Source organism: Ruegeria sp. A3M17, from assembly GCF_003318255.1.
Lineage (GTDB): Bacteria > Pseudomonadota > Alphaproteobacteria > Rhodobacterales > Rhodobacteraceae > Ruegeria.
In genome coordinates this window covers 59,080-79,044 of sequence record NZ_QOCF01000003.1, presented here as the reverse complement: position 1 = coordinate 79,044, position 19,965 = coordinate 59,080, and the positions used below count along the sequence as shown (strand labels likewise).

21 protein-coding genes are annotated in these 19,965 nt (G+C 58.4%); 15 read left to right on the top strand and 6 right to left on the bottom strand.

The features are described from left to right. Window positions 1-1,008: a GTP 3',8-cyclase MoaA gene (gene moaA, locus DS906_RS01420; protein ID WP_113788489.1), complete on the bottom strand. Its 1,008-nt coding sequence runs from the start codon at window positions 1,006-1,008 to the stop codon at window positions 1-3. A gap of 90 nt (window positions 1,009-1,098) precedes the next feature. Between moaA and DS906_RS01415 the strand changes: the two genes are divergently transcribed. Further along, entirely contained in the window at window positions 1,099-1,515 is a 417-nt protein-coding gene (locus tag DS906_RS01415) for a hypothetical protein (protein ID WP_113788474.1), read from the top strand. On the opposite strand, the gene DS906_RS01410 is transcribed toward DS906_RS01415, so the two are convergent. The 4 genes from DS906_RS01410 to glmU are packed head-to-tail and all read right to left on the bottom strand — an operon-like array spanning window position 1,503 to window position 5,925. Further along, window positions 1,503-2,189, bottom strand: coding sequence for a DNA alkylation repair protein (locus DS906_RS01410; RefSeq protein WP_113788488.1), 687 nt, complete (start codon window positions 2,187-2,189; stop codon window positions 1,503-1,505). The two genes, DS906_RS01415 and DS906_RS01410, sit on opposite strands and share 13 nt — an antisense overlap. Window positions 2,190-2,196: 7 nt before the next feature. Beyond that, complete coding sequence (locus DS906_RS01405; RefSeq protein WP_113788473.1) at window positions 2,197-2,739, bottom strand: pyridoxamine 5'-phosphate oxidase family protein; 543 nt, start codon at window positions 2,737-2,739, stop codon at window positions 2,197-2,199. A 3-nt stretch (window positions 2,740-2,742) separates the two neighbouring features. Continuing rightward, on the bottom strand, window positions 2,743-4,566 hold the full coding sequence (gene glmS, locus DS906_RS01400; protein WP_113788472.1) for a glutamine--fructose-6-phosphate transaminase (isomerizing): 1,824 nt from the start codon (window positions 4,564-4,566) through the stop codon (window positions 2,743-2,745). Window positions 4,567-4,569: 3 nt separating this feature from the next. Beyond that, the gene (gene glmU, locus DS906_RS01395; protein WP_113788487.1) at window positions 4,570-5,925 is read right to left on the bottom strand and encodes a bifunctional UDP-N-acetylglucosamine diphosphorylase/glucosamine-1-phosphate N-acetyltransferase GlmU; all 1,356 of its coding nucleotides are present in this window, start codon (window positions 5,923-5,925) and stop codon (window positions 4,570-4,572) included. Between the two features lie 133 nt (window positions 5,926-6,058). On the opposite strand from glmU, the gene DS906_RS01390 reads away from it, so the two are divergent. The 3 genes from DS906_RS01390 to DS906_RS01380 all read left to right on the top strand — a co-directional run bounded on the left by DS906_RS01390 (window position 6,059) and on the right by DS906_RS01380 (window position 9,280). Further along, complete coding sequence (locus DS906_RS01390; RefSeq protein WP_113788471.1) at window positions 6,059-6,730, top strand: HAD-IA family hydrolase; 672 nt, start codon at window positions 6,059-6,061, stop codon at window positions 6,728-6,730. A 39-nt stretch (window positions 6,731-6,769) separates the two neighbouring features. Further along, complete coding sequence (locus DS906_RS01385; protein WP_113788470.1) at window positions 6,770-7,960, top strand: DegT/DnrJ/EryC1/StrS aminotransferase family protein; 1,191 nt, start codon at window positions 6,770-6,772, stop codon at window positions 7,958-7,960. Between the two features lie 156 nt (window positions 7,961-8,116). Next, window positions 8,117-9,280, top strand: coding sequence for an acyl-CoA dehydrogenase family protein (locus DS906_RS01380; RefSeq protein ID WP_113788469.1), 1,164 nt, complete (start codon window positions 8,117-8,119; stop codon window positions 9,278-9,280). A gap of 54 nt (window positions 9,281-9,334) precedes the next feature. On the opposite strand, the gene DS906_RS01375 is transcribed toward DS906_RS01380, so the two are convergent. After that, complete coding sequence (locus DS906_RS01375; RefSeq protein WP_113788468.1) at window positions 9,335-9,940, bottom strand: OmpW family protein; 606 nt, start codon at window positions 9,938-9,940, stop codon at window positions 9,335-9,337. 205 nt (window positions 9,941-10,145) lie between these two features. Between DS906_RS01375 and DS906_RS01370 the strand changes: the two genes are divergently transcribed. The 11 genes from DS906_RS01370 (at window position 10,146) to DS906_RS22250 (ending at window position 19,965) form a co-directional block, all read left to right on the top strand. Next, on the top strand, window positions 10,146-11,609 hold the full coding sequence (locus DS906_RS01370; protein WP_113788467.1) for an AMP-binding protein: 1,464 nt from the start codon (window positions 10,146-10,148) through the stop codon (window positions 11,607-11,609). Next, window positions 11,599-12,399, top strand: a complete 801-nt coding sequence (locus DS906_RS01365) for a hypothetical protein (protein ID WP_113788466.1) — start codon at window positions 11,599-11,601, stop codon at window positions 12,397-12,399. Before DS906_RS01370 ends, DS906_RS01365 begins: the two co-directional genes overlap by 11 nt. Continuing rightward, window positions 12,396-14,000 (top strand): carboxyl transferase domain-containing protein, encoded by a 1,605-nt coding sequence (locus DS906_RS01360; protein WP_113788465.1) that lies wholly within the window; start codon window positions 12,396-12,398, stop codon window positions 13,998-14,000. The genes DS906_RS01365 and DS906_RS01360 overlap by 4 nt, the downstream gene beginning before the upstream one ends. Before the next feature lies 1 nt (window position 14,001). Then, window positions 14,002-14,460 carry a hypothetical protein gene (locus DS906_RS01355; protein ID WP_113788464.1) on the top strand — a complete coding sequence of 153 codons (459 nt, stop codon included), beginning with the start codon at window positions 14,002-14,004 and terminating at the stop codon, window positions 14,458-14,460. Continuing rightward, entirely contained in the window at window positions 14,450-16,378 is a 1,929-nt protein-coding gene (locus DS906_RS01350) for an acetyl/propionyl/methylcrotonyl-CoA carboxylase subunit alpha (RefSeq protein ID WP_113788463.1), read from the top strand. Before DS906_RS01355 ends, DS906_RS01350 begins: the two co-directional genes overlap by 11 nt. 66 nt (window positions 16,379-16,444) lie before the next feature. After that, window positions 16,445-17,299: a hydroxymethylglutaryl-CoA lyase gene (locus tag DS906_RS01345; RefSeq protein ID WP_113788462.1), complete on the top strand. Its 855-nt coding sequence runs from the start codon at window positions 16,445-16,447 to the stop codon at window positions 17,297-17,299. Between the two features lie 9 nt (window positions 17,300-17,308). Beyond that, the gene (locus DS906_RS01340) at window positions 17,309-18,097 is read left to right on the top strand and encodes a crotonase/enoyl-CoA hydratase family protein (RefSeq protein WP_113788461.1); all 789 of its coding nucleotides are present in this window, start codon (window positions 17,309-17,311) and stop codon (window positions 18,095-18,097) included. Window positions 18,098-18,285: 188 nt separating this feature from the next. Beyond that, window positions 18,286-18,651, top strand: coding sequence for an NADH-quinone oxidoreductase subunit A (locus tag DS906_RS01335; RefSeq protein WP_058274389.1), 366 nt, complete (start codon window positions 18,286-18,288; stop codon window positions 18,649-18,651). Continuing rightward, window positions 18,642-19,175, top strand: coding sequence for an NADH-quinone oxidoreductase subunit B family protein (locus tag DS906_RS01330; protein ID WP_037307875.1), 534 nt, complete (start codon window positions 18,642-18,644; stop codon window positions 19,173-19,175). The genes DS906_RS01335 and DS906_RS01330 overlap by 10 nt, the downstream gene beginning before the upstream one ends. Before the next feature lie 11 nt (window positions 19,176-19,186). After that, window positions 19,187-19,792: an NADH-quinone oxidoreductase subunit C gene (locus DS906_RS01325; RefSeq protein WP_113788460.1), complete on the top strand. Its 606-nt coding sequence runs from the start codon at window positions 19,187-19,189 to the stop codon at window positions 19,790-19,792. Continuing rightward, a complete protein-coding gene (locus DS906_RS22250) occupies window positions 19,792-19,965 on the top strand; it encodes a hypothetical protein (protein ID WP_058274391.1) in 174 nt (57 codons plus the stop codon). Before DS906_RS01325 ends, DS906_RS22250 begins: the two co-directional genes overlap by 1 nt.

Below are 19,965 nucleotides of genomic sequence, written 5' to 3'. Positions count from 1 at the left end.
CTAGCCGCCTGTGTGGCTCATGTGGCGGCTCATCTGGCCGTCGACGGCCTGACGGGAATAGTCGAAATCATGCCCTTTGGGCTTGAGGGTGATCGCCGACCTGATTGCCTCTTCCAATGATTTGTCACTGTCGGGATGATCGCGCAGCGGTGCGCGCAGGTCGGCCATATCCTCTTGCCCAAGGCACATATACAATTCACCGGTACAAGTCAGGCGCACGCGGTTGCAGCTTTCGCAGAAGTTATGCGACAGCGGAGTGATAAAGCCGATCTTTTGGCCTGTATCCTCGAGCCGTACATAACGCGCAGGTCCACCGGTCCGTTCGGCCAGATCCGTGACGGAATAGTGGTTTTCATATTCCTTGCGCACATCTTCGAGAGACCAGTATTGATCAAGGCGGTCTTCGTTTCCGATATCGCCCATGGGCATGACCTCAATCCAGGTCAGATCCATGTCGCGCTCGGAACACCATTCGGTGATCTTTGGCAATTCGGGTTCATTGAACCCTTTCAAGGCGACCGCATTGATCTTGACTCGCAGGCCCGCTTTCTGCGCGGCGTCGATCCCGTTCAGAACCTGCTTGAGCCGTCCCCAACGGGTGACCTTGGCAAATTTGTCGTCGTCCAGCGTATCCAGCGATACGTTCACGCGACGAACACCGGCGGCGTACAGATCATCGGCAAATCGGTGCAGTTGCGATCCATTGGTGGTCAGCGTCAGCTCTTTCAGTGCGCCGCTGTCCAGATGACGGGTCATCGAATTGAAAAACGTCATGATATTGCGGCGCACCAGTGGCTCGCCGCCAGTTATGCGCAGCTTTTCAACACCCATGTTCACAAAGGTTGAACACATGCGGTCCAGCTCTTCCAGTGTTAGCAGGTCTTTCTTTGGCAGAAAGGTCATGTCCTCGGACATGCAATAGACACAGCGGAAATCGCAGCGATCCGTAACGGATACGCGGAGATAGGTGATGGCACGTGCGAACGGGTCGATAAGCGGAGTTGTCATGCGACATAGGTAAAGCTGCAACCGCCCTGCGACAAGGGCGAACTGCGCTTTGCGCTGGAAGAGATGCACGCAGGGCGATAGGTTTGCGTCATGAGATATGCGCTTTTGACTTTTTGTGTTCTGGTGGCGGGATGTGACACCGTGCGGTCGACCACCGATCGTGTCTTTGGTGGTGACAAGCCTCCTGAAGAGGCAGAACCCGCCGTTGTAGAAGAGGTGGTCGAGCCGCAACCCGTCGCGGTAGCCGCCACTGGTTGGGTCGGTCCAAAAACCACGATTGCAGGTCTGGGAGATCCCACAACACCTGGTCGATGGCTGGAAACGTCTTTGGTGGAGACTGAATTCACCGGGCGCGTGGTTGTGCCGCGGACGGGCGCGCAGGCCTATATCACGCTGATACCGGCATCCGGGCCAGCTGGGGGCGGCAGCCGTCTTTCTCTGGATGCGATGCGGGCCTTGCTGCTGCCATTTGATGAACTGGTTGAGCTGGAAGTTTATTCCAACTGACCTTTCAAATACTTGCCGGCCTCTTTTCGTGCAAATGGCTTCATCGCGTCGCCATGTGTTTGCAAAAAGGCGATAACGGGGTCCGGGTCGTGCTTGGATAGCTCGCGCAGCCACCACGCAACGGCTTTTTGGATGAACCAGTCGCGGTCGGGCACATAGCCTGCAGCCCAGCCCAGAATGCGGTCGCGGCGTTTCAGATCGTTGGGTTTTGGGTGGTTCTGCTTGGTCCAGGGCAGGGTGGCCACCAACGCCGCGCGCCTAGTCCACATGTGGTCCGAGCTTGTCCAGCTTTCCACCTGATCCAACCGCGACGGATCGGCTGACAGGCGCTTTTGCATGGCTATGCAGGCGTGATCTGCTACCGCCCAAGAATCAAAATCCGGCAACCAGCTTTGCAGCAGATCCCAAACGGCATCATCGGGGCGGGTGCGCGCCTGCGTCAGCAGTTTGGCGGCGGCAAGACGTCCTTCATGTATGTTGGTCTGCCACAATGCATCTGCCAGTTCGACGCGCGCAGCCACATCCAGCTCCTGTCGCCAGGTTTTGGTCAGATCATTCAGGATCGGGTTCGCCACACCCAGATGGGGGCGGTCGACCTTGTGATAAGCCGCCATCTGTTCGGCACGTTCGGGATCGGAATGGGCTTTGATCTGGTCCAGATAGGCTTCAAGCATCACAGGTTCAGGTCCGTGCGCGGGTGGGTTTGCCATCAATGGTCTGATGGTTCTTTTCAACCCAGTAGGATTGGATCTGTTCGTCAGACTTACCATCGACCCATTTCTGCATCGTGTCGCGTTCGGACTGATACTCCATGAACGGCACAGCGTATCCGCACGAAGTCTGTACCACATCAATATCCAGATCATAGATCTGACGCACGCTGCGGTGATCGGGGAACAATTCGGCCAGATCATCCCAGCCCTCGTCCCCCATATGCAGCGTGCGCGCGGTGCCATAGGTCCGTAAGATCAAGGGGCGGGTCGTGAACGAACACCACATCAGCGTCATGCGGTTGGCTTCAAGCAGATGCCCAGCGGTTTCATTGCCGCTGCCGGTCAGGTTCATCCAGGCAATCCGGTTCGGGCCAAGAACGCGCAGCGAATCCATGCCCTTGGGCGAGATATTGACCCGCCCATCGGGTGCCGCTGTGCCAACGAAGAACATGTGCTGTTCTTCGATGAATTTACGCTGCGTTTCGTCCAGTTCCGGAAATTGCTTGGCCATGTCTCACTCCACTGTAACCGATTTTGCCAGGTTGCGCGGCTGGTCCACATCCGTGCCTTTGGCCACCGCCGTGTGATAGGCCAGCAGTTGTGCAGGGACCGAGTACAGGATCGGCGCCAGGCTAGGATGGACATGCGGCATCTGGATGATGCTCCAGACGCCATCTTCGGCCTCGGCAATTCCGTCGTCGTCCGAGACCAGGATGACCTTGCCTTTGCGTGCCATCACCTCTTGCATGTTCGATACAGTCTTGTCGAACACGGTGTCGCGCGGAGCCATGACCACCACAGGCATATTCTTGTCGATCAAGGCGATGGGCCCGTGCTTCAGTTCACCCGAAGCATAACCTTCGGCGTGGATATAACTGATTTCCTTGAGCTTCAGCGCCCCCTCCATCGCCAGCGGATACATCAGGCCACGACCCAGAAACAGAACGTCGCGGGCTTCTGACAGGCGCTGGGCCGATGTCTTGATAGCCGGGTTCTGATCCAGAGCCGCGTTCATCACCGTTGGCAGGCCACGCAGCGCAGCATAGTGGTCGGCCAGTTCTTCGTCAGTCAGCGTACCACGATCCGCAGCAGCTTTGAGCGCCATCATCAGCAGAACGCTCAGTTGACACGTGAAGGCCTTGGTCGATGCCACGCCGATCTCAACGCCTGCATGGATGGGCAGAGCAATGTCGCTTTCGCGGGCGATCGAACTTTCGGGAACGTTGATTACCGAGACGATCTTGTCCGCCTTGCCCTCGCAATAGCGCAGTGCCGCCAGAGTGTCGGCGGTTTCACCCGACTGGCTGACGAACAGCGCCATCGTGCGCCCCGGGATCGGAGGTTCGCGATAGCGGAACTCGCTGGCGATATCGACCTCAACCGGCATTTGGGCCAGCTGCTCGAACCAGTATTTTGCGGTCAAGCAGGCGTAAAACGCCGTGCCGCAGGCCACCATCGTCAAGCGATCCAGTTTGGTGAAATCCAGATCGGCGCCGGGCAGAATCACCTGATCACCGCCACTGGGCAGGTAGGACCGGATTGCGTCGGCAATCACCACGGGTTGTTCGGCAATTTCCTTGGCCATGAAGTGTTTATGGCCGTTCTTATCGGTCTGCGTGTGGTCCAGCTTGATCTGGCGGGTCTCGCGATTGGCCAGTTCACCGGCTTCGTTGCGGATTTCCAGGGACGTCCGGGTCAGAACGGCCCGGTCGCCTTCCTCAAGATAGGTGATGCGATTTGTCAGAGGGGCCAGCGCGATGGCGTCTGAGCCCACGTACATCTCACCATCTCCGTGACCGATGGCCAAAGGTGATCCCTTGCGCGCGGCGATGATCAGATCGTCCTGACCGTCGAACAGAAAGGCCAGCGCAAACGCACCAACAAGCCGATCGATGGTCTTGAAGGCGGCCTCAATCGGCGACAGGCCTGTCGCCAGGTAATACTCCGTCATCAGGGCGACAGTTTCGGTGTCCGTTTCGGTCGCGAAACCGATGCCATGTTCGGCCAGTTCAGCCCGCAACTCACGATAGTTCTCGACGATACCGTTATGCACCACCGCTACTGGGCCAGCCTGGTGCGGGTGCGCGTTCGTCACCGACGGTACGCCATGGGTAGCCCAGCGGGTGTGACCGATACCGGATTTTCCGGGCAGGGGGTCGTGCACCAGCAGATCGCTCAGGTTGACCAGCTTGCCGACCGCCCGACGGCGTCCAAGCGTGCCACCATTGACCGTGGCAATTCCGGCGCTGTCATAGCCGCGATACTCAAGCCGTTTTAGCGCCTCGACCAAAGTGGGCGCGGCCTCATGTTCACCCAGTACACCAACAATTCCACACATAAATCAGGCTCCTTTGTTGCGGCGAGCCTTCTTCGCCTTCAACATCTCAAACAATTTGCGCGCATAGCCGGGCTTGTTGTCCTGCTTGGCGCGCGCCACGGCCAGCGCATCCGGTTCGACGTCACGCGTGACCACTGTACCCGTCGCGGTCATCGCGCCGTCACCCACGGAAACGGGAGCAACAAGCATGGTGTTGGAGCCGATAAAGACGTTCTGCCCGATAGTCGTCTGGTGTTTCATGACGCCGTCATAATTGCAGGTGATCGTCCCCGCGCCGATATTGGTTGCTGCGCCGACCGAGGCGTCGCCGATATAGCTGAGGTGGTTGACCTTGGCACCTTCGGCGATCTGGGCATTCTTGACCTCAACGAAATTGCCGATACGCGTGTGTTCAGCCAGTTCCGTACCGGGGCGCAGACGCGCATAGGGGCCAACTATTGCACCGCGGCTGACATGACACCCTTCCAGATGCGAAAATGCCCGGATCGTCGCGCCGCTTTCGACGGTAACACCCGGGCCGAAGACGACGTTGGGTTCAATCACCGTGTCCCGACCTATGATCGTGTCGGCGGACAGATAAACTGTTTCGGGGGCCATTAGCGTCACGCCCAAAGCCAGCAACTCATTGCGTGCACGGGTCTGAAACTCGGCATCGGCCGCCGCCAGATCGGCCCGAGAGTCCACGCCCAGCGTTTCAGCCTCGTCGCATTTGATCGCTGTCGCCGACAGACCGCGCTCATTTGCCAGTGCCACGATTTCGGTCAGGTAATATTCGCCCGAGGCATTATCGTTGCCGACCGCGTCAATCAATTCGAACAGCAGTTTTGCGTCGCAGGCCAGTAATCCACTGTTGGTAAAACGAATGGCGCGCTGTTCTTCGGTAGCGTCTTTGTATTCAACGATTTCGACCAGTTTTTCGCCATCCATGATCAATCGGCCATAGCGGGGTTGAACTTCGGCAATATCAAAGCCCAGCATGACCAGATCAAAGGATGCGCGCGCCTCGATCATGCGCTCCAGAGTTCTGGGGTCGATAAAGGGCGTGTCGCCGTAAAGGACGATAACATCGCCATCGAAATCGGCCAGAGCATCCCGCGCCTGCGCGACCGCATGCGATGTCCCAAGCTGTTCTTCCTGAACGACAATCTGCGCGGTTTCATCCTCGGAAGTGGCGGCTTTGGCAACCTCCTCAGAGCCGTGACCAGTGACAATAACGGTTCGTTCGGGTGACAGCACCGCACCGGCGCGCATCGCGTGCACCAACATCGGCGTTTGGGCAATCGAGTGCAAAACTTTTGGGGTATCCGAATTCATCCTGGTGCCTTTTCCGGCGGCAAGGATAACAAGGGCGATGGTCATAAAAACGATTTCTCTTTGTGTTTTGTTGCAGCCCGTTTTATCCGCTGAGTTCAAAGGCGCAAGCGGTTCGGGCATCAAACAAGATTGCCGTTTGCAACACTTATGGCGAAGACTCGCCGAATTAGGGGGCAATATGCGTACGGTTATCTTCGATCTGGACGGGACCTTGGCCGATACATCGGGCGATTTGCTGGCCGCGGCCAACCACTGTTTTCGGCATATGGGGCATGGGGATGTGTTGGTTCACGGCGAAGATGCGGGCGTTGCCCTGCGCGGTGGTCGAATGATGCTGACCCATGGGCTGAAACGGGTGGGCGCCTATGACGATGTAACGGTTCAAGACTACTACCCGATGCTGCTTGAAGCGTATTCTGACGATATCGACACGCATACCCATTTCTACCCTGGCGCGCTGGACGCGGTGGAAATGTTGAAGTCCGCAGGTTACGGGGTTGGCATCTGTACCAACAAGCCCGAGGCATTGGCCCATCAGTTGCTCACGCAGATGGGCGTGCGCGATCTGTTTGCCTCTCTGGTTGGGGCCGACACGCTGCCGGTGCGCAAGCCTGACCCGGAACCGCTGCGCGAAGCTGTACGCCGGGCGGGTGGTCATCCTGATTTGTGTGTTCTGATTGGCGATTCCGACACTGACCGGAACACGGCCCGTGCCGCGGGTGTGCCGTCGGTATTGGTTACCTTCGGCCCGTCCGGCGATGATATGGCCGCGCTGGAACCCGAAGCCCTGCTGCATCATTTCTATGATTTGCCGGAATTGGTTACAGAGTTGATTGGCGCGGCCGCGTAATCCCTTGACCCGAACGTTTTGCAGGACCAGAACACTCTTATGACCGAGATATTCACTGGCAGCTTCACCCAGCAGGAACCCATCCCCGAAGAGGCGGTCGAGGCCGCCCTGGCCGTGTTGCGCCACGGGCGTCTGCATCGGTATAACGTCGTGCCTGGCGAACTGGGCGAAACCGCCCTGTTGGAACAGGAATTTGCCGCCCAGACAGGTGCAAAGTACTGTCTGGCCGTGTCCTCGGGTGGCTATGCGATGGCCACGGCACTGCGGGCCGTGGGGGTCAAGTCGGGGGACCCGGTGCTGACGAACACGTTCACTCTGGCACCTGTGCCCGGATCTATTGCTTCAGTCAGTGCGCGCCCGGTTTTTGTGGGTGTGACCGAAGACCTTACGATTGATCTGGACGATCTTGAAGCCAAGCTGGATCAGGCCCTCGTTTTGATGCTGAGCCATATGCGTGGCCATCTGTGTGACATGGATCGGCTGATGCAGATGTGTGATGCTGCAGGTGTCACTGTGATCGAGGATTGCGCACACACAATGGGCGCGGCATGGCATGGGCAGGTTTCGGGCCGCCAAGGCGCGATTGGCTGCTATTCCTGCCAGACCTACAAACACGTCAATTCGGGTGAGGGCGGTTTGCTGATCACCGATGACGAGGAACTGGCGGCAAAGGCCACGATGCTGTCTGGGTCATATATGCTGTATGAACGTCACCTTGCTGCGCCAGGGCCAGAGGTGTTTGAACGGATCAAGTACCATACCCCCAATGTCTCGGGGCGAATGGATAATCTGCGTGCCGCAATCCTGCGCCCGCAATTGCGCGATCTGGATCGGCAGATCGAACGCTGGAACGAACGTTATTTCGAGATCGAAAAAGGTCTGCGCGACACGCCTGGCTTGACTGTTGTTGAACGGCCAGAGGCCGAGACATTTGTAGGGTCATCTATCCAGTTCCTGCTGCTGGATTGGACGGCAGAGCGAGTAAACGAGGTTATCCGGCGCTGCGCGGCCCGCGGGGTCGAGCTTAAGTGGTTTGGCGGGGCCGAGCCGAATGGTTTTACGTCGCGCTATGACAGCTGGCGATATGCCGACAGCGCGCCAATGCCCAAAAGTGATCGAATCCTCGCCGGGATCGTCGACATGCGTGTTCCGCTAACCTTTTCGCTTGATGATTGCGCGCTGATCGCACGGATCATTCGGGCAGAGGTGAGCGCAGTGTATCAGTCGTAATCCAATCGAGTGCGCGTGACGCGCACGCTTTATTTGTATGAAACCGCCGCCCCGATCAGGGCGGCGGTTTGTTTATGGGACGCCGTCGTTGACCCAATTCAGATTCGCTGCTATTTATTGAACAACTGTTCATTAATGCGAAAGAGGAGATCGCTTATGTTCACGGCGGCCATGCAATTTGATCTGGGCGAGGACGTGAATGCCCTGCGCGAAATGGTGCACCGTTGGGCGCAGGAGCGGGTCAAGCCGATGGCTGGTGACATCGATGCCTCGAACGCCTTTCCAAACGAGCTTTGGAAAGAGATGGGCGATCTGGGTCTGCTTGGAATCACTGTGTCCGAGGAATACGGCGGGGCAGGGATGTCCTATCTGGCCCACACCGTTGCGGTGGAAGAGGTTGCGCGGGCGTCGGCCTCGGTCTCTCTGTCTTATGGCGCGCATTCGAACCTGTGCGTCAATCAGATCAAGCTGAACGGTAATGACGAGCAGAAGGCGAAGTACCTTCCGCGCCTGATTTCGGGCGAACATGTTGGTGCGTTGGCCATGTCCGAGGCGTCTGCTGGATCCGACGTTGTGTCGATGAAGTTGCGTGCTGAAAAACGCAATGACCACTATCGCCTGAATGGCAACAAGTACTGGATCACCAACGGGCCGGACGCGGATACGCTGGTCGTATATGCCAAGACCAACCCGGAGGCCGGATCGAAGGGCATCACCGCGTTTCTGATTGAGAAAGAGATGAAGGGCTTCTCGACCTCGCCCCATTTCGACAAGTTGGGGATGCGCGGTTCGAACACGGCCGAGCTGATCTTTGAAGATGTCGAGGTGCCGTTCGAAAACGTTTTGGGCGAAGAAGGTAAGGGCATTGCGGTTCTGATGTCCGGGCTGGACTATGAACGTGTGGTTCTGGCCGGGATCGGGACCGGCATCATGGCGGCCTGTCTGGATGAGATCATGCCCTACATGGCCGAGCGTAAGCAGTTCGGCAAACCGATCGGCAGCTTCCAACTGATGCAGGGCAAGATCGCGGATATGTATACCGCGATGAATTCCGCCCGGGCCTATGTCTATGAGGTCGCCAAAGCCTGTGACCGGGGCGACGTGACCCGTCAGGACGCGGCTGCGTGCTGCCTCTATGCCTCAGAACAGGGCATGTCGCAGGCGCATCAGGCCGTTCAGGCGATGGGCGGGGCAGGGTTCTTGTCCGACTCGGCGGTCAGCCGGATTTTCCGTGATGCCAAGCTGATGGAGATTGGCGCGGGCACCAGCGAAATCCGCCGGATGTTGATCGGGCGGGAACTGATGAACGAGATGCGCTGAGAGAAGAAAACGCTTCGTAGACGAGGGAACTGCGAAGCGCTTTCCTTGTAAGGATCAGAACTTATGAACGTAGGATACGCCGACGAGGAAGGGATCGATATCTGCTTTGCCGATCTTCGTTCCGTTCAACTTGACGTCCGTGTCGATATCGAACCAGCGGACGTTCAGGCGGATAGCGCCGGTGTCCGAGACCATATAATCCAGACCGGCCTGCAGCGAGACGCCGAAAGAGTCATCGACCTTCAGATCACCCAACGCGGACTGCTCGTCAAAAAAGATGGTGTAGTTCAGACCGGCACCGACATAGGGCTTCCATGCGCTGTTGGTCGGGAAGTGATAGTTCAGCGACAAGGTGGGCGGCAGGTGCTTGACGGTGCCAGCCTCTGTGCTTCCGCCCAAGGTTACGGTGTGCTTGAACGGCGTTGCGGCCAGCAGTTCGATGCCCAGATTGTCACGGATGAAATACTCGGCAGTGAAGATCGGGCGGGTGTCCGAGTCGATCTCGGCCTTTTGTCCGGCCAACGTGCCATTGTCGGATTTGGGGTTGAGGTAACCGACACCGACACCGACGGTCCAATCACCCTGCGATTGGGCAAAGGCGGGGGCGGCAAGCGCCACCAGCGCGGTGGAAAGTGTCAAAGCGGCGAGTTTGTTGGTCATGGTCTTGCCTTTGGTTCAGTTGATGAGATTGAATTGACAGCCGCGTGGTCCGCGCACTCTGATCTGCATCAAATTTGTGTGACGGGGTCATCGGAGGTTTCTCCGGTAAGGCCCTTGAAAATAAGGGAATTGCAGCGTGCCAGAAGCTAATCGCATACCGGGTTTGCGTTCAGCGGGGGGCTGGGACGTGCCATCTCGTTTGAACATGGCGCGCCAGTGTCTTGAGCACGCACCGGATCACGTTGCCGTGATCGACTTGACCGGAAGCGACGAGCGGCGCGTCACCTACGGGCAGCTTGCCGAAACGACAGACGGGATCGCGCGTGCGCTGTCGAAAAAAGTGCAGCCGGGGGATCGCGTAGGAGTGCTTCTCAGCCAATCGCCGTGGTGTGCGGCGGCGCATTTGGCGATCTGGAAAATCGGTGCCATCTCGGTTCCCTTGTTCAAACTGTTCAAGCAGGATGCCTTGCGATCCCGAGTGGGTGATGCCGGGGCGCAGGTTGTGCTGACCGACCCAGAAGGCGCAACGCTGTTAGGGGATCTGGCCAAGCCGCTCATGGCGGACCAGATTGGTGAAGACGGAGGCGTTGTGCCTTACGCTGACACCGGGCCAGAGGATCCGGCAGTGTTGATCTATACCTCTGGCACCACGGGCAGCCCGAAAGGCGCGTTGCATGGCCACCGGGTGCTGACCGGCCACTTGCCGGGGGTTTCGATCAGCCATAACAACCTGCGAGAGGGCGACTGCCTCTGGACACCGGCCGATTGGGCCTGGATCGGTGGGCTGTTCGATGTGCTGATGCCCGGTCTTGCGCTAGGTATCCCCGTTGTCGCCGCACGGCTGGATAAATTCACCCCCGAAGCCTGCGCCGATGTGATCGCGCGCGGTGGTGTGCGGAACGTGTTCTTTCCCCCAACGGCCCTTCGGATGCTCAAGGCCTCTGATCGGGCGATTTCCGGGCTACGCTCTGTCGCGTCCGGGGGCGAGCCGCTGGGGGCGGAGATGCTGGCCTGGGGGCAACAGGCGTTTGGTCTGACGATCAACGAATTCTACGGGCAGACCGAGTGCAACATGGTTGTTTCCTCCTGCACAGATGAATTCCCCGTGCGCCCCGGTTGTATCGGCAAGCCGGTCCCTGGGCACGAAGTTGCGGTGATTGATGAAGACGGTCAGGCGACGAACGAAGAGGGAGACGTGGCCATCCGGCGCGGCTCAGCCTCGATGCTTTTGGAGTATTGGAACCGGCCCAAGGCGACGGCTGAGAAGTTCCGTGGCGACTGGCTGATCACCGGTGACCGCGGCGTGTGGGAGGGTGAGTACCTGCGTTTCGTTGGGCGCGACGATGATGTCATCACATCGTCCGGTTATCGTATCGGCCCGGCTGAGATCGAAGATTGCCTGCTGACCCACCCGGCGGTGGCGACGGTCGGCGTGGTCGGCAAGCCCGACAAGCTGCGGACAGAAATCGTCAAGGCATATGTGGTTTTGAAACCGGCGGCCGACGCCTCAGAATCCGAGTTGCAGGAGTGGGTTAAAACCCGCCTTGCGCATTATTCTTACCCCCGTGAAGTGGCTTTTGTGCAAGAGTTGCCTTTGACCGTGACCGGAAAAGTAATCCGAAAAGAATTGAAACGTCGCGCGTCTGAGGAGGAATGCCATGCCGGATAAATCCAGCGTCAGAACGGGAATTGAATTTAGCGCCACCGCAATTGCGGTCATTGGCGCTGCATGGGCAGGCAAGGCGTATTTCGAAAACTGGATGCAGGACACAATCGATAAGGCGGTCGAAGACAAAATTGCAGTCATAGAGCAACTGCAACTGGCAGACCTTCTGGTTTATTATGGTTATCCCGACGAGGCTATCTCTGAATTGCGCAAAGTAGCCGGTCGAGTGGCGAACCTTGATGACGAAGACAAACGAAAAATTGCATTTTACGACAACTATTTAGATGCAATCTCTGCCTCTTACAGCACCCTGAAATATGAACCCGAAATCCGCATGCTGAGAAGTGTCTTCAGCACCGAGATGCAAACCGACGGATGGCATGATGAAAATCTGGCCTATGTCTCGATGTTTCTGCCGGAAGCGCAAGCGGACGAGAACTTTTACAATCGCGAGGTCGTCGGGCGTTTCAAACTTGCCGTAAGCCAGTACGAGGCGGATGGCGCCTATGACGATATGGGAAACGCCTATCGCAACCTATCCCTGGCCTATTTGTGCCGCGGGGATAACGAAGACGCCATCGAGGCGATGGAGATGGCGGCCGAGATGTTGCCATTTGACTACTATTTCATGGTTCCGATGTCGGAGCTGGAAGATTTTCTGGAAGAGCCAGAGATCAAAAAACTGGACGCAGTTTGTTCCAGTAACGTGGCGCAAGGTTACGCGCGTCTGATGCAGAGCTTTGCAGTCAGCGAAAACCCCGTTCGAGATTTTCTAAGAGAGTACACAAGATGAAGCTCCGATCCTCTGCTTTGCCCTCGTCCGAAGGCTTCCGGGAAAACCGCGCAGCGCATCTGGATGCGTTGGCGCAAATTGCCGACGCCGCCGAGGCCGCCCGCATGGGCGGAGGCGAGAAATCCCGCGCACGGCATGAATCGCGGGGCAAGATGCTGCCGCGTCGTAGGCTGGCGAACTTGCTGGACCCGGGGTCTCCGTTCCTTGAGATCGGCGCGACGGCGGCGCATGCGATGTATGGCGACGCTGCGCCCTGTGCCGGGGTCATTGCAGGGATTGGCCGGGTGCAGGGGCAAGAGGTCATGGTGGTGTGCAACGATGCCACCGTGAAGGGTGGCACCTATTACCCGATGTCAGTCAAAAAGCACCTGCGCGCGCAGGAGATTGCTGAAGAAAACCAACTGCCCTGCATCTATCTGGTCGACAGCGGCGGCGCGAACCTGCCCAATCAGGATGAAGTCTTCCCCGACCGCGACCACTTTGGCCGCATCTTCTATAATCAGGCGCGGATGAGCGCGAAGGGCATCCCGCAAATCGCTGTGGTGATGGGGTCGTGTACGGCGGGTGGAGCTTATGTGCCCGCGATGTCGGATGTAACGATAATTGTCCGGGAACAGGGCACTATCTTTCTGGCCGGACCACCTCTGGTCAAGGCCGCGACAGGTGAGGTGGTCAGCGCCGAAGACTTGGGTGGCGGGGATGTCCATACGCGCCTGTCCGGGGTGGCGGATTATCTGGCCGAGGATGACGCCCACGCGCTGGCTTTGGCGCGGCGGGCCGTAGGATCGCTGAACCGGCGCAAGCCACAGACGGTGGATTGGGCCAACCCCGAGGATCCGGCCTATGACCCCGAAGAAATTCTGGGCGTCGTCCCCGCCGATCTGCGCACGCCCTATGACATTCGCGAGGTGATCGCGCGGCTGGTCGATGGCTCGCGCTTTGACGAATTCAAGCCGCGCTTTGGTGAAACGCTGGTGACCGGGTTCGCTCATGTCAAAGGCTGCCCGGTCGGGATCATCGCCAACAATGGCGTGCTGTTTTCCGAGGCTGCACAGAAGGGCGCGCATTTCGTCGAGCTGTGTTCGCAGCGCAAAATTCCATTGGTGTTCCTGCAGAACATCACCGGCTTCATGGTTGGCCGCAAATACGAAAACGAAGGTATTGCGCGGCACGGGGCCAAGATGGTGACTGCGGTGGCCACAACCAATGTGCCAAAAATCACCATGCTGGTGGGTGGGTCGTTCGGAGCAGGGAATTACGGCATGTCAGGCCGGGCTTACCAACCGCGGTTCCTGTGGACATGGCCGAACTCGCGCATTTCCGTGATGGGCGGCGAGCAGGCGGCGGGTGTTCTGGCTACCGTCAAGCGGGACGGGATTGAACGCCAAGGCGGAACTTGGTCGGCGGAAGAAGAGGCCGAATTCAAGCGCCCCACGCTGGAGATGTTCGAAGAACAATCCCATCCGCTCTATGCCTCAGCGCGGCTGTGGGACGACGGAATTATCGACCCGCGCAAAAGCCGGGACGTGCTGTCCTTGTCGTTGAACGCGGCACTGAATGCGCCGATTGAGGAGACACGCTTTGGCGTGTTCAGGATGTAGTATGGCTACAGCTTTCGAAAAGCTGAGCAATGGTTGGAATGCTGACCCGAATGCTCCATTGCCTAGTGTAGGTTTGGAGAAAAATCAGTGCTGGCTTCGCTTCGCTCCAAACGTCTGGAGCAATCCAGCTGAGTTGTCGCAAGGCGCGTTGTACCTGCAGTTTAATGGATGCCATCGGTTTCGGTTTTTACCTATCAATGACGAAGGTTGGTTTAAGGACCGATGTCGCTTCAGCAGGCTTGCTCCGGAATGGGGAGAGTTCTTCGCTGTGACTGGTGATCTACTGGAGGAACAGGAAAAGACGCCTTGGATTACCACTGGTCAAAGGCCGACATGCGCCAATCATTATTTGTTCTATTTCCGCGATGAAACGTTCGAATGCACGGCGTCTTCATGGAAGCTCAAAACCGAAAAGCCAGATGGCTTGGCATTCGAAGGACCGGTTTACAATGTTCAATAAAATCCTGATTGCCAACCGGGGCGAGATTGCTTGCCGGGTGATGGAAACCGCTCAGAAAATGGGCGTACCTTGCGTGGCTGTGTATTCTGATGCCGATGCGTCGGCCAGGCATGTGCAGATGGCGGACGAGGCTGTTCATATCGGTGGTGCGGCGCCGGCTGAGAGCTATCTCAAGGGCGACGTGATCATTCAAGCTGCGCTCGATACCGGGGCGCAGGCGATCCATCCAGGTTACGGTTTTCTCTCGGAAAACCCGGATTTCGTGGATGCGGTCGAGGCGGTTGGCCTGACCTTCATTGGCCCTTCGGCGGATGCGATCCGCAAGATGGGTCTCAAAGACGCGGCCAAGGTATTGATGGAGCAGGCGGGCGTGCCGGTTGTTCCGGGGTATCACGGCGACAATCAGGACCCCGAGCATCTGGCGGGTGCGGCGGATACCATCGGCTATCCGATCCTGATCAAGGCCGTCGCGGGTGGCGGTGGCAAAGGCATGCGGCTGGTCGAGCGGCCCGCAGATTTTACCGAGGCACTGGACAGCGCCCGGGGTGAGGCCCGCACCGCATTTGGCAATGATGCTGTTCTGGTCGAGAAATTTGTCTCCAAGCCCCGCCATATCGAGGTTCAGGTGTTTGGCGACGGCACCCACGCTGTGCATCTGTTTGAACGCGACTGCTCGCTGCAACGGCGGCACCAGAAAGTGATTGAAGAAGCGCCGGCTCCGGGCATGACCATTGAGATGCGCGAAGCGATGGGGCAGGCGGGCGTGCGTGCTGCCGAAGCCATTGGTTACAAAGGCGCGGGGACGGTTGAATTCATCGTGGATGCCTCGGACGGGCTGCGTCCGGACCGGTTCTGGTTCATGGAGATGAACACGCGTTTGCAGGTTGAACACCCGGTGACCGAGGCGATCACCGGCGTCGACCTTGTCGAATGGCAGTTGCGTGTTGCAGCGGGCGAGAGCCTGCCCAAACAGCAGAGTGACCTGTCGATCTCGGGCCACGCGTTCGAGGCGCGGCTTTATGCCGAGGATGTGCCAAAGGGCTTTCTGCCGGCGACCGGTACACTGACCCATCTGCGCTTCCCCGCGGCATGCCGCGCCGATAGCGGCGTGCGCGCGGGTGACACGATCAGCCCCTGGTACGATCCGATGATCGCGAAGGTGATCGTGCATGGTCCGACGCGGGCAGTCGCGTTGGAACAGTTGCATCGCGCCCTGAAAGGCACTGAGGTTGCGGGGACAGTCACGAACCTTGGCTTTCTGGGCGCACTGACGCGGCATCCGGGCTTTGCCGTCGGTGATGTTGATACTGGCCTGATTGGTCGCGATCTGGACGCGCTGGCCCGTGCAGAGCCGATCCCGGCGTCTTCGATCGTCGCGGCGGCGATGACGGCTTTGGATCTGGTGGATACAGATGAGGAAACAGGGTTTTCGCTATGGGCCCCGCTGCATCGCGCGGTCCAGTTGCGGGCAGGTGATGATATTGATCTGGACGTTCAGGTAGAAGATCAGAACCGTCAGGTCTGGCAGGTCGGAGAACACACGATCCTTGCCCAGCGCGGTCCGGGCGGTTGGATGATCGACGGAGCCCCTATGCCGCGCGTGTCTGTCTCGGGTTCGCAGATCACAGTCTTTGAAAACTATGGTCAAGTCCTGGAAATTGTTGATCCGTTGGACCGCGATGCCGGTGCCGCTGGCGACACCAATGTGATTGAGGCCCCGATGCCCGGTCTGGTCAAAGCTGTCTTTGCGCAGGTGGGTCAAGCCGTGCAGGAAGGTGACCGGCTGGCGATCCTTGAGGCCATGAAAATGGAACACTCCCTGCTGGCCGCCCGCGACGGCATCGTTGCCGAAGTGCTGGCGGATGCCGGGGCACAGGTCGAGGCCGGGGCGGCGTTGGTCCGGCTGGAGGAGGAATGAACTGTCCCCTTCTCGAACAACGTGGCACAGTCGGATCGAATGCGGCAATCAGAGAAGGACACAGCAATGGGTGAACGGGTCGAAATCTTCGAAGTGGGTCCGCGCGACGGTCTGCAAAACGAAAAGCGCGAAATTGCAGTGGCGGAAAAGGTGGCTCTGGTCGATTGCCTGAGCAAGGCCGGTTTCAACCGCATTGAAGTGGCCAGTTTTGTCTCGCCCAAATGGGTGCCGCAAATGGCGGGCAGCGCGGAGGTATTGGCCGGGATCACGCGGGCCGACGGCGTCCGGTATGGCGCCCTGACGCCGAACATGCAGGGATACGAAGATGCTCTGGCCGCAAAGGCGGATGAGATCGCGGTATTCGCTTCGGCCTCGGAAGGGTTCTCAAAAGCCAATATCAACGCGACTGTCGAAGAATCCATCGACCGCTTTGCCCCGATTCTTGAAGCTGCGCGCCACATCGACCTGCCGGTACGTGGGTATGTGTCCTGCGTGACTGATTGCCCCTATGACGGACCAACGCCGCCCGAGAAAGTGGCCGAAGTTGCGGACCGGCTGTTTTCGATGGGGTGCTACGAAGTATCGCTGGGGGACACTATGGGGCAGGGCACGCCCGACACCATCGCCCATATGCTGCTGGCAGTGCGCGAGCGCGTACCGATGACGCGGCTGGCGGGGCATTTCCACGACACCAACGGGCGGGCCATCGACAATATCGACGCTGCGCTGGCGCTGGGCGTTCGGGTGTTCGACAGCGCCGTTGGAGGTTTGGGTGGGTGTCCTTACGCACCAGGTGCCGCCGGAAACGTCGCCACCGAAGCTGTCGTGGCCCATCTGGAGCGGCTTGGATATCAGACCGGCCTCGACCTTGCGGTCATCGAAGAGGCCGCGCAGATGGCACGCGCCATGCGACCCCAGTAAGGAGCGGACATGTTTGAAACGATTGCGGTGACCACGGACGCGCGTGGTGTGGCTACTCTGACCCTGAACCGTGCCGACAAGCACAACGCCATGTCGGCGCAGATGATCACTGATCTTACGCAAGCCGCGCACCAGCTTGGAACCGACGACGCCGTGCGTGTTGTTGTACTGACCGGTGCGGGCAAAAGCTTTTGTGCTGGCGGTGATCTGGGGTGGATGCAATCTCAGATGGCGGCAGAATCCGAGACCCGGTTTGTCGAGGCGCGTAAGCTGGCCGAAATGTTGCAGGCGCTGAACACGTTGCCCAAACCGCTGATCGGCGCGATTCACGGCAATGCCTTTGGGGGCGGTGTGGGATTGGCGTCGGTTTGTGATGTAGCGATTGGAGTGGACACGGTCAAAATGGGGCTGACAGAGACCAAGCTGGGTCTGATCCCGGCCACGATTGGCCCCTATGTAATCGCCCGCATGGGCGAAGCCCGCGCGCGGCGCGTGTTCATGTCGGCCCGGGTGTTTGATGCTGCGGAAGCAGTGGAGCTGGGCCTGCTAGCTAAAATTGTGCCCGCTGCCGACCTGAATGATGCGGTTGAGGCCGAAGTTCTGCCCTATCTTGCCTGTGCACCCGGCGCGGTGGCATCGGCCAAGCAACTGGTTCGCCAACTGGGGCCGCGCATTGACGATGCTGTGATCGACCACACGATCCGCAAGTTGGTTGACAGGTGGGAAACCGAAGAGGCCAAGGAAGGAATCGGCGCGTTCTTTGAAAAAAGAAAACCTGCATGGATTAGTAAGGTTTAGGCGCGACTTGTGATGTGGTCGCGATTGGGTGGGTGACCTTCTGTGACAGAGCTTCGATAAGTCGAATATTAACCCCCTGTGCGTTTGTGTTCGGTTGACCCTCTGACCCCGCAGGGATAGAGAATGTCCAGTCAACACGCCAATTGACGGCGCTCCCTTTCGGGGTATGCGCAGGAAAGGAGCTGTACGTGGAAGACCTATTGCGGGAGTATCTCCCGATTCTGGTGTTTCTGGCCGTAGCTGTGGGCCTTGGAATCGTTTTGATTCTGGCGGCAGTCGTTCTGGCGGTCCGCAATCCCGACCCCGAGAAAGTCAGCGCATATGAATGTGGTTTCAACGCGTTCGATGATGCGCGGATGAAATTCGACGTCCGGTTCTATCTGGTCGCGATCCTGTTCATCATATTCGATCTGGAAATTGCGTTTCTGTTCCCTTGGGCTGTCGGCTTCAAGGACATCAGCGATGTTGGCTTCTGGTCCATGATCGTGTTCCTGGGCGTTCTGACCATCGGCTTTGCCTATGAATGGAAGAAGGGGGCCCTGGAATGGGAGTGATGACGGGTGCAAACACCGCAGGCGTCGACAAGGAAGTCGCCACCCAGGCCCTGAACGCCGAGCTGCAGGACAAAGGGTTTTTGCTGACCTCGACCGAGGACATCATCAACTGGGCTCGCACCGGCTCGCTGCACTGGATGACTTTCGGTCTGGCCTGCTGCGCGGTTGAGATGATGCACACCTCGATGCCGCGTTACGATGCGGAACGGTTTGGCATCGCGCCCCGTGCTTCCCCCCGTCAGTCGGACGTGATGATCGTGGCTGGCACCCTGACCAACAAGATGGCCCCCGCTTTGCGCAAGGTTTATGACCAGATGCCCGAGCCGCGCTATGTGATCTCAATGGGCTCCTGCGCCAATGGTGGCGGCTACTACCACTACTCATATTCCGTTGTGCGTGGCTGCGACCGTATTGTTCCAGTGGACATCTACGTCCCCGGCTGCCCCCCGACCGCCGAGGCGCTGCTGTACGGTCTGATGCAGTTGCAACGCAAAATCCGCCGTACCGGCACCATCGTGCGCTGAGGAGAGAGTTGATGAGCGAAGCACTCAAAGAACTCGGCACCCAGCTGGAATTGAAGCGAACTGATTGTGTTCTGTCCTGGGACGTGACCCATGGTGAGTTGAACGTAGATGTGGCGCTGTCGAACGTTGTGGAATTCATTGAATTCCTGAAGTCCGACCGCAGCTGCCAGTTCTCCACGCTCGTCGATATCACCGGCGTCGACTACCCGGAACGGGCCAAGCGTTTTGACGTGGTTTATCACTTCCTGTCGATGTATCAGAACCAGCGCATCCGCCTGCGGGTCTCGATCCGCGAAGAGGACATGGTGCCTTCAATCGTGGATGTGCATCCCTCGGCCAATTGGTTTGAGCGCGAAGTGTTCGACATGTTCGGCATCCTGTTCTCGGGCCACCCGGATCTGCGGCGCATCCTGACCGACTATGGATTCCGTGGCTATCCGCTGCGCAAGGATTTCCCAACCACAGGATACACCGAAGTACGCTATGACGAGGCCCAAAAGCGCGTTGTGTACGAGCCGGTTTCGCTAGTCCAGGAATACCGTCAGTTCGATTTCATGTCCCCGTGGGAGGGTGCAAATTACATCCTGCCGGGTGATGAAAAGCAGGAGGCTGAATAATGGGTGGCATTTGGTGGCTGATCCTGTCTGCGCTGACCATCATCCCGATGGTGAAGATATTGCCGTTTTTCGGGATCAATAAATTCTGGTGCCTTCTTTGTCTGGTTCCATTCGGCACAATCGCGTTGCTGTGGTGGGTCGGGCTGAAACTGCAAGAGTTGGAGCGCCGATAG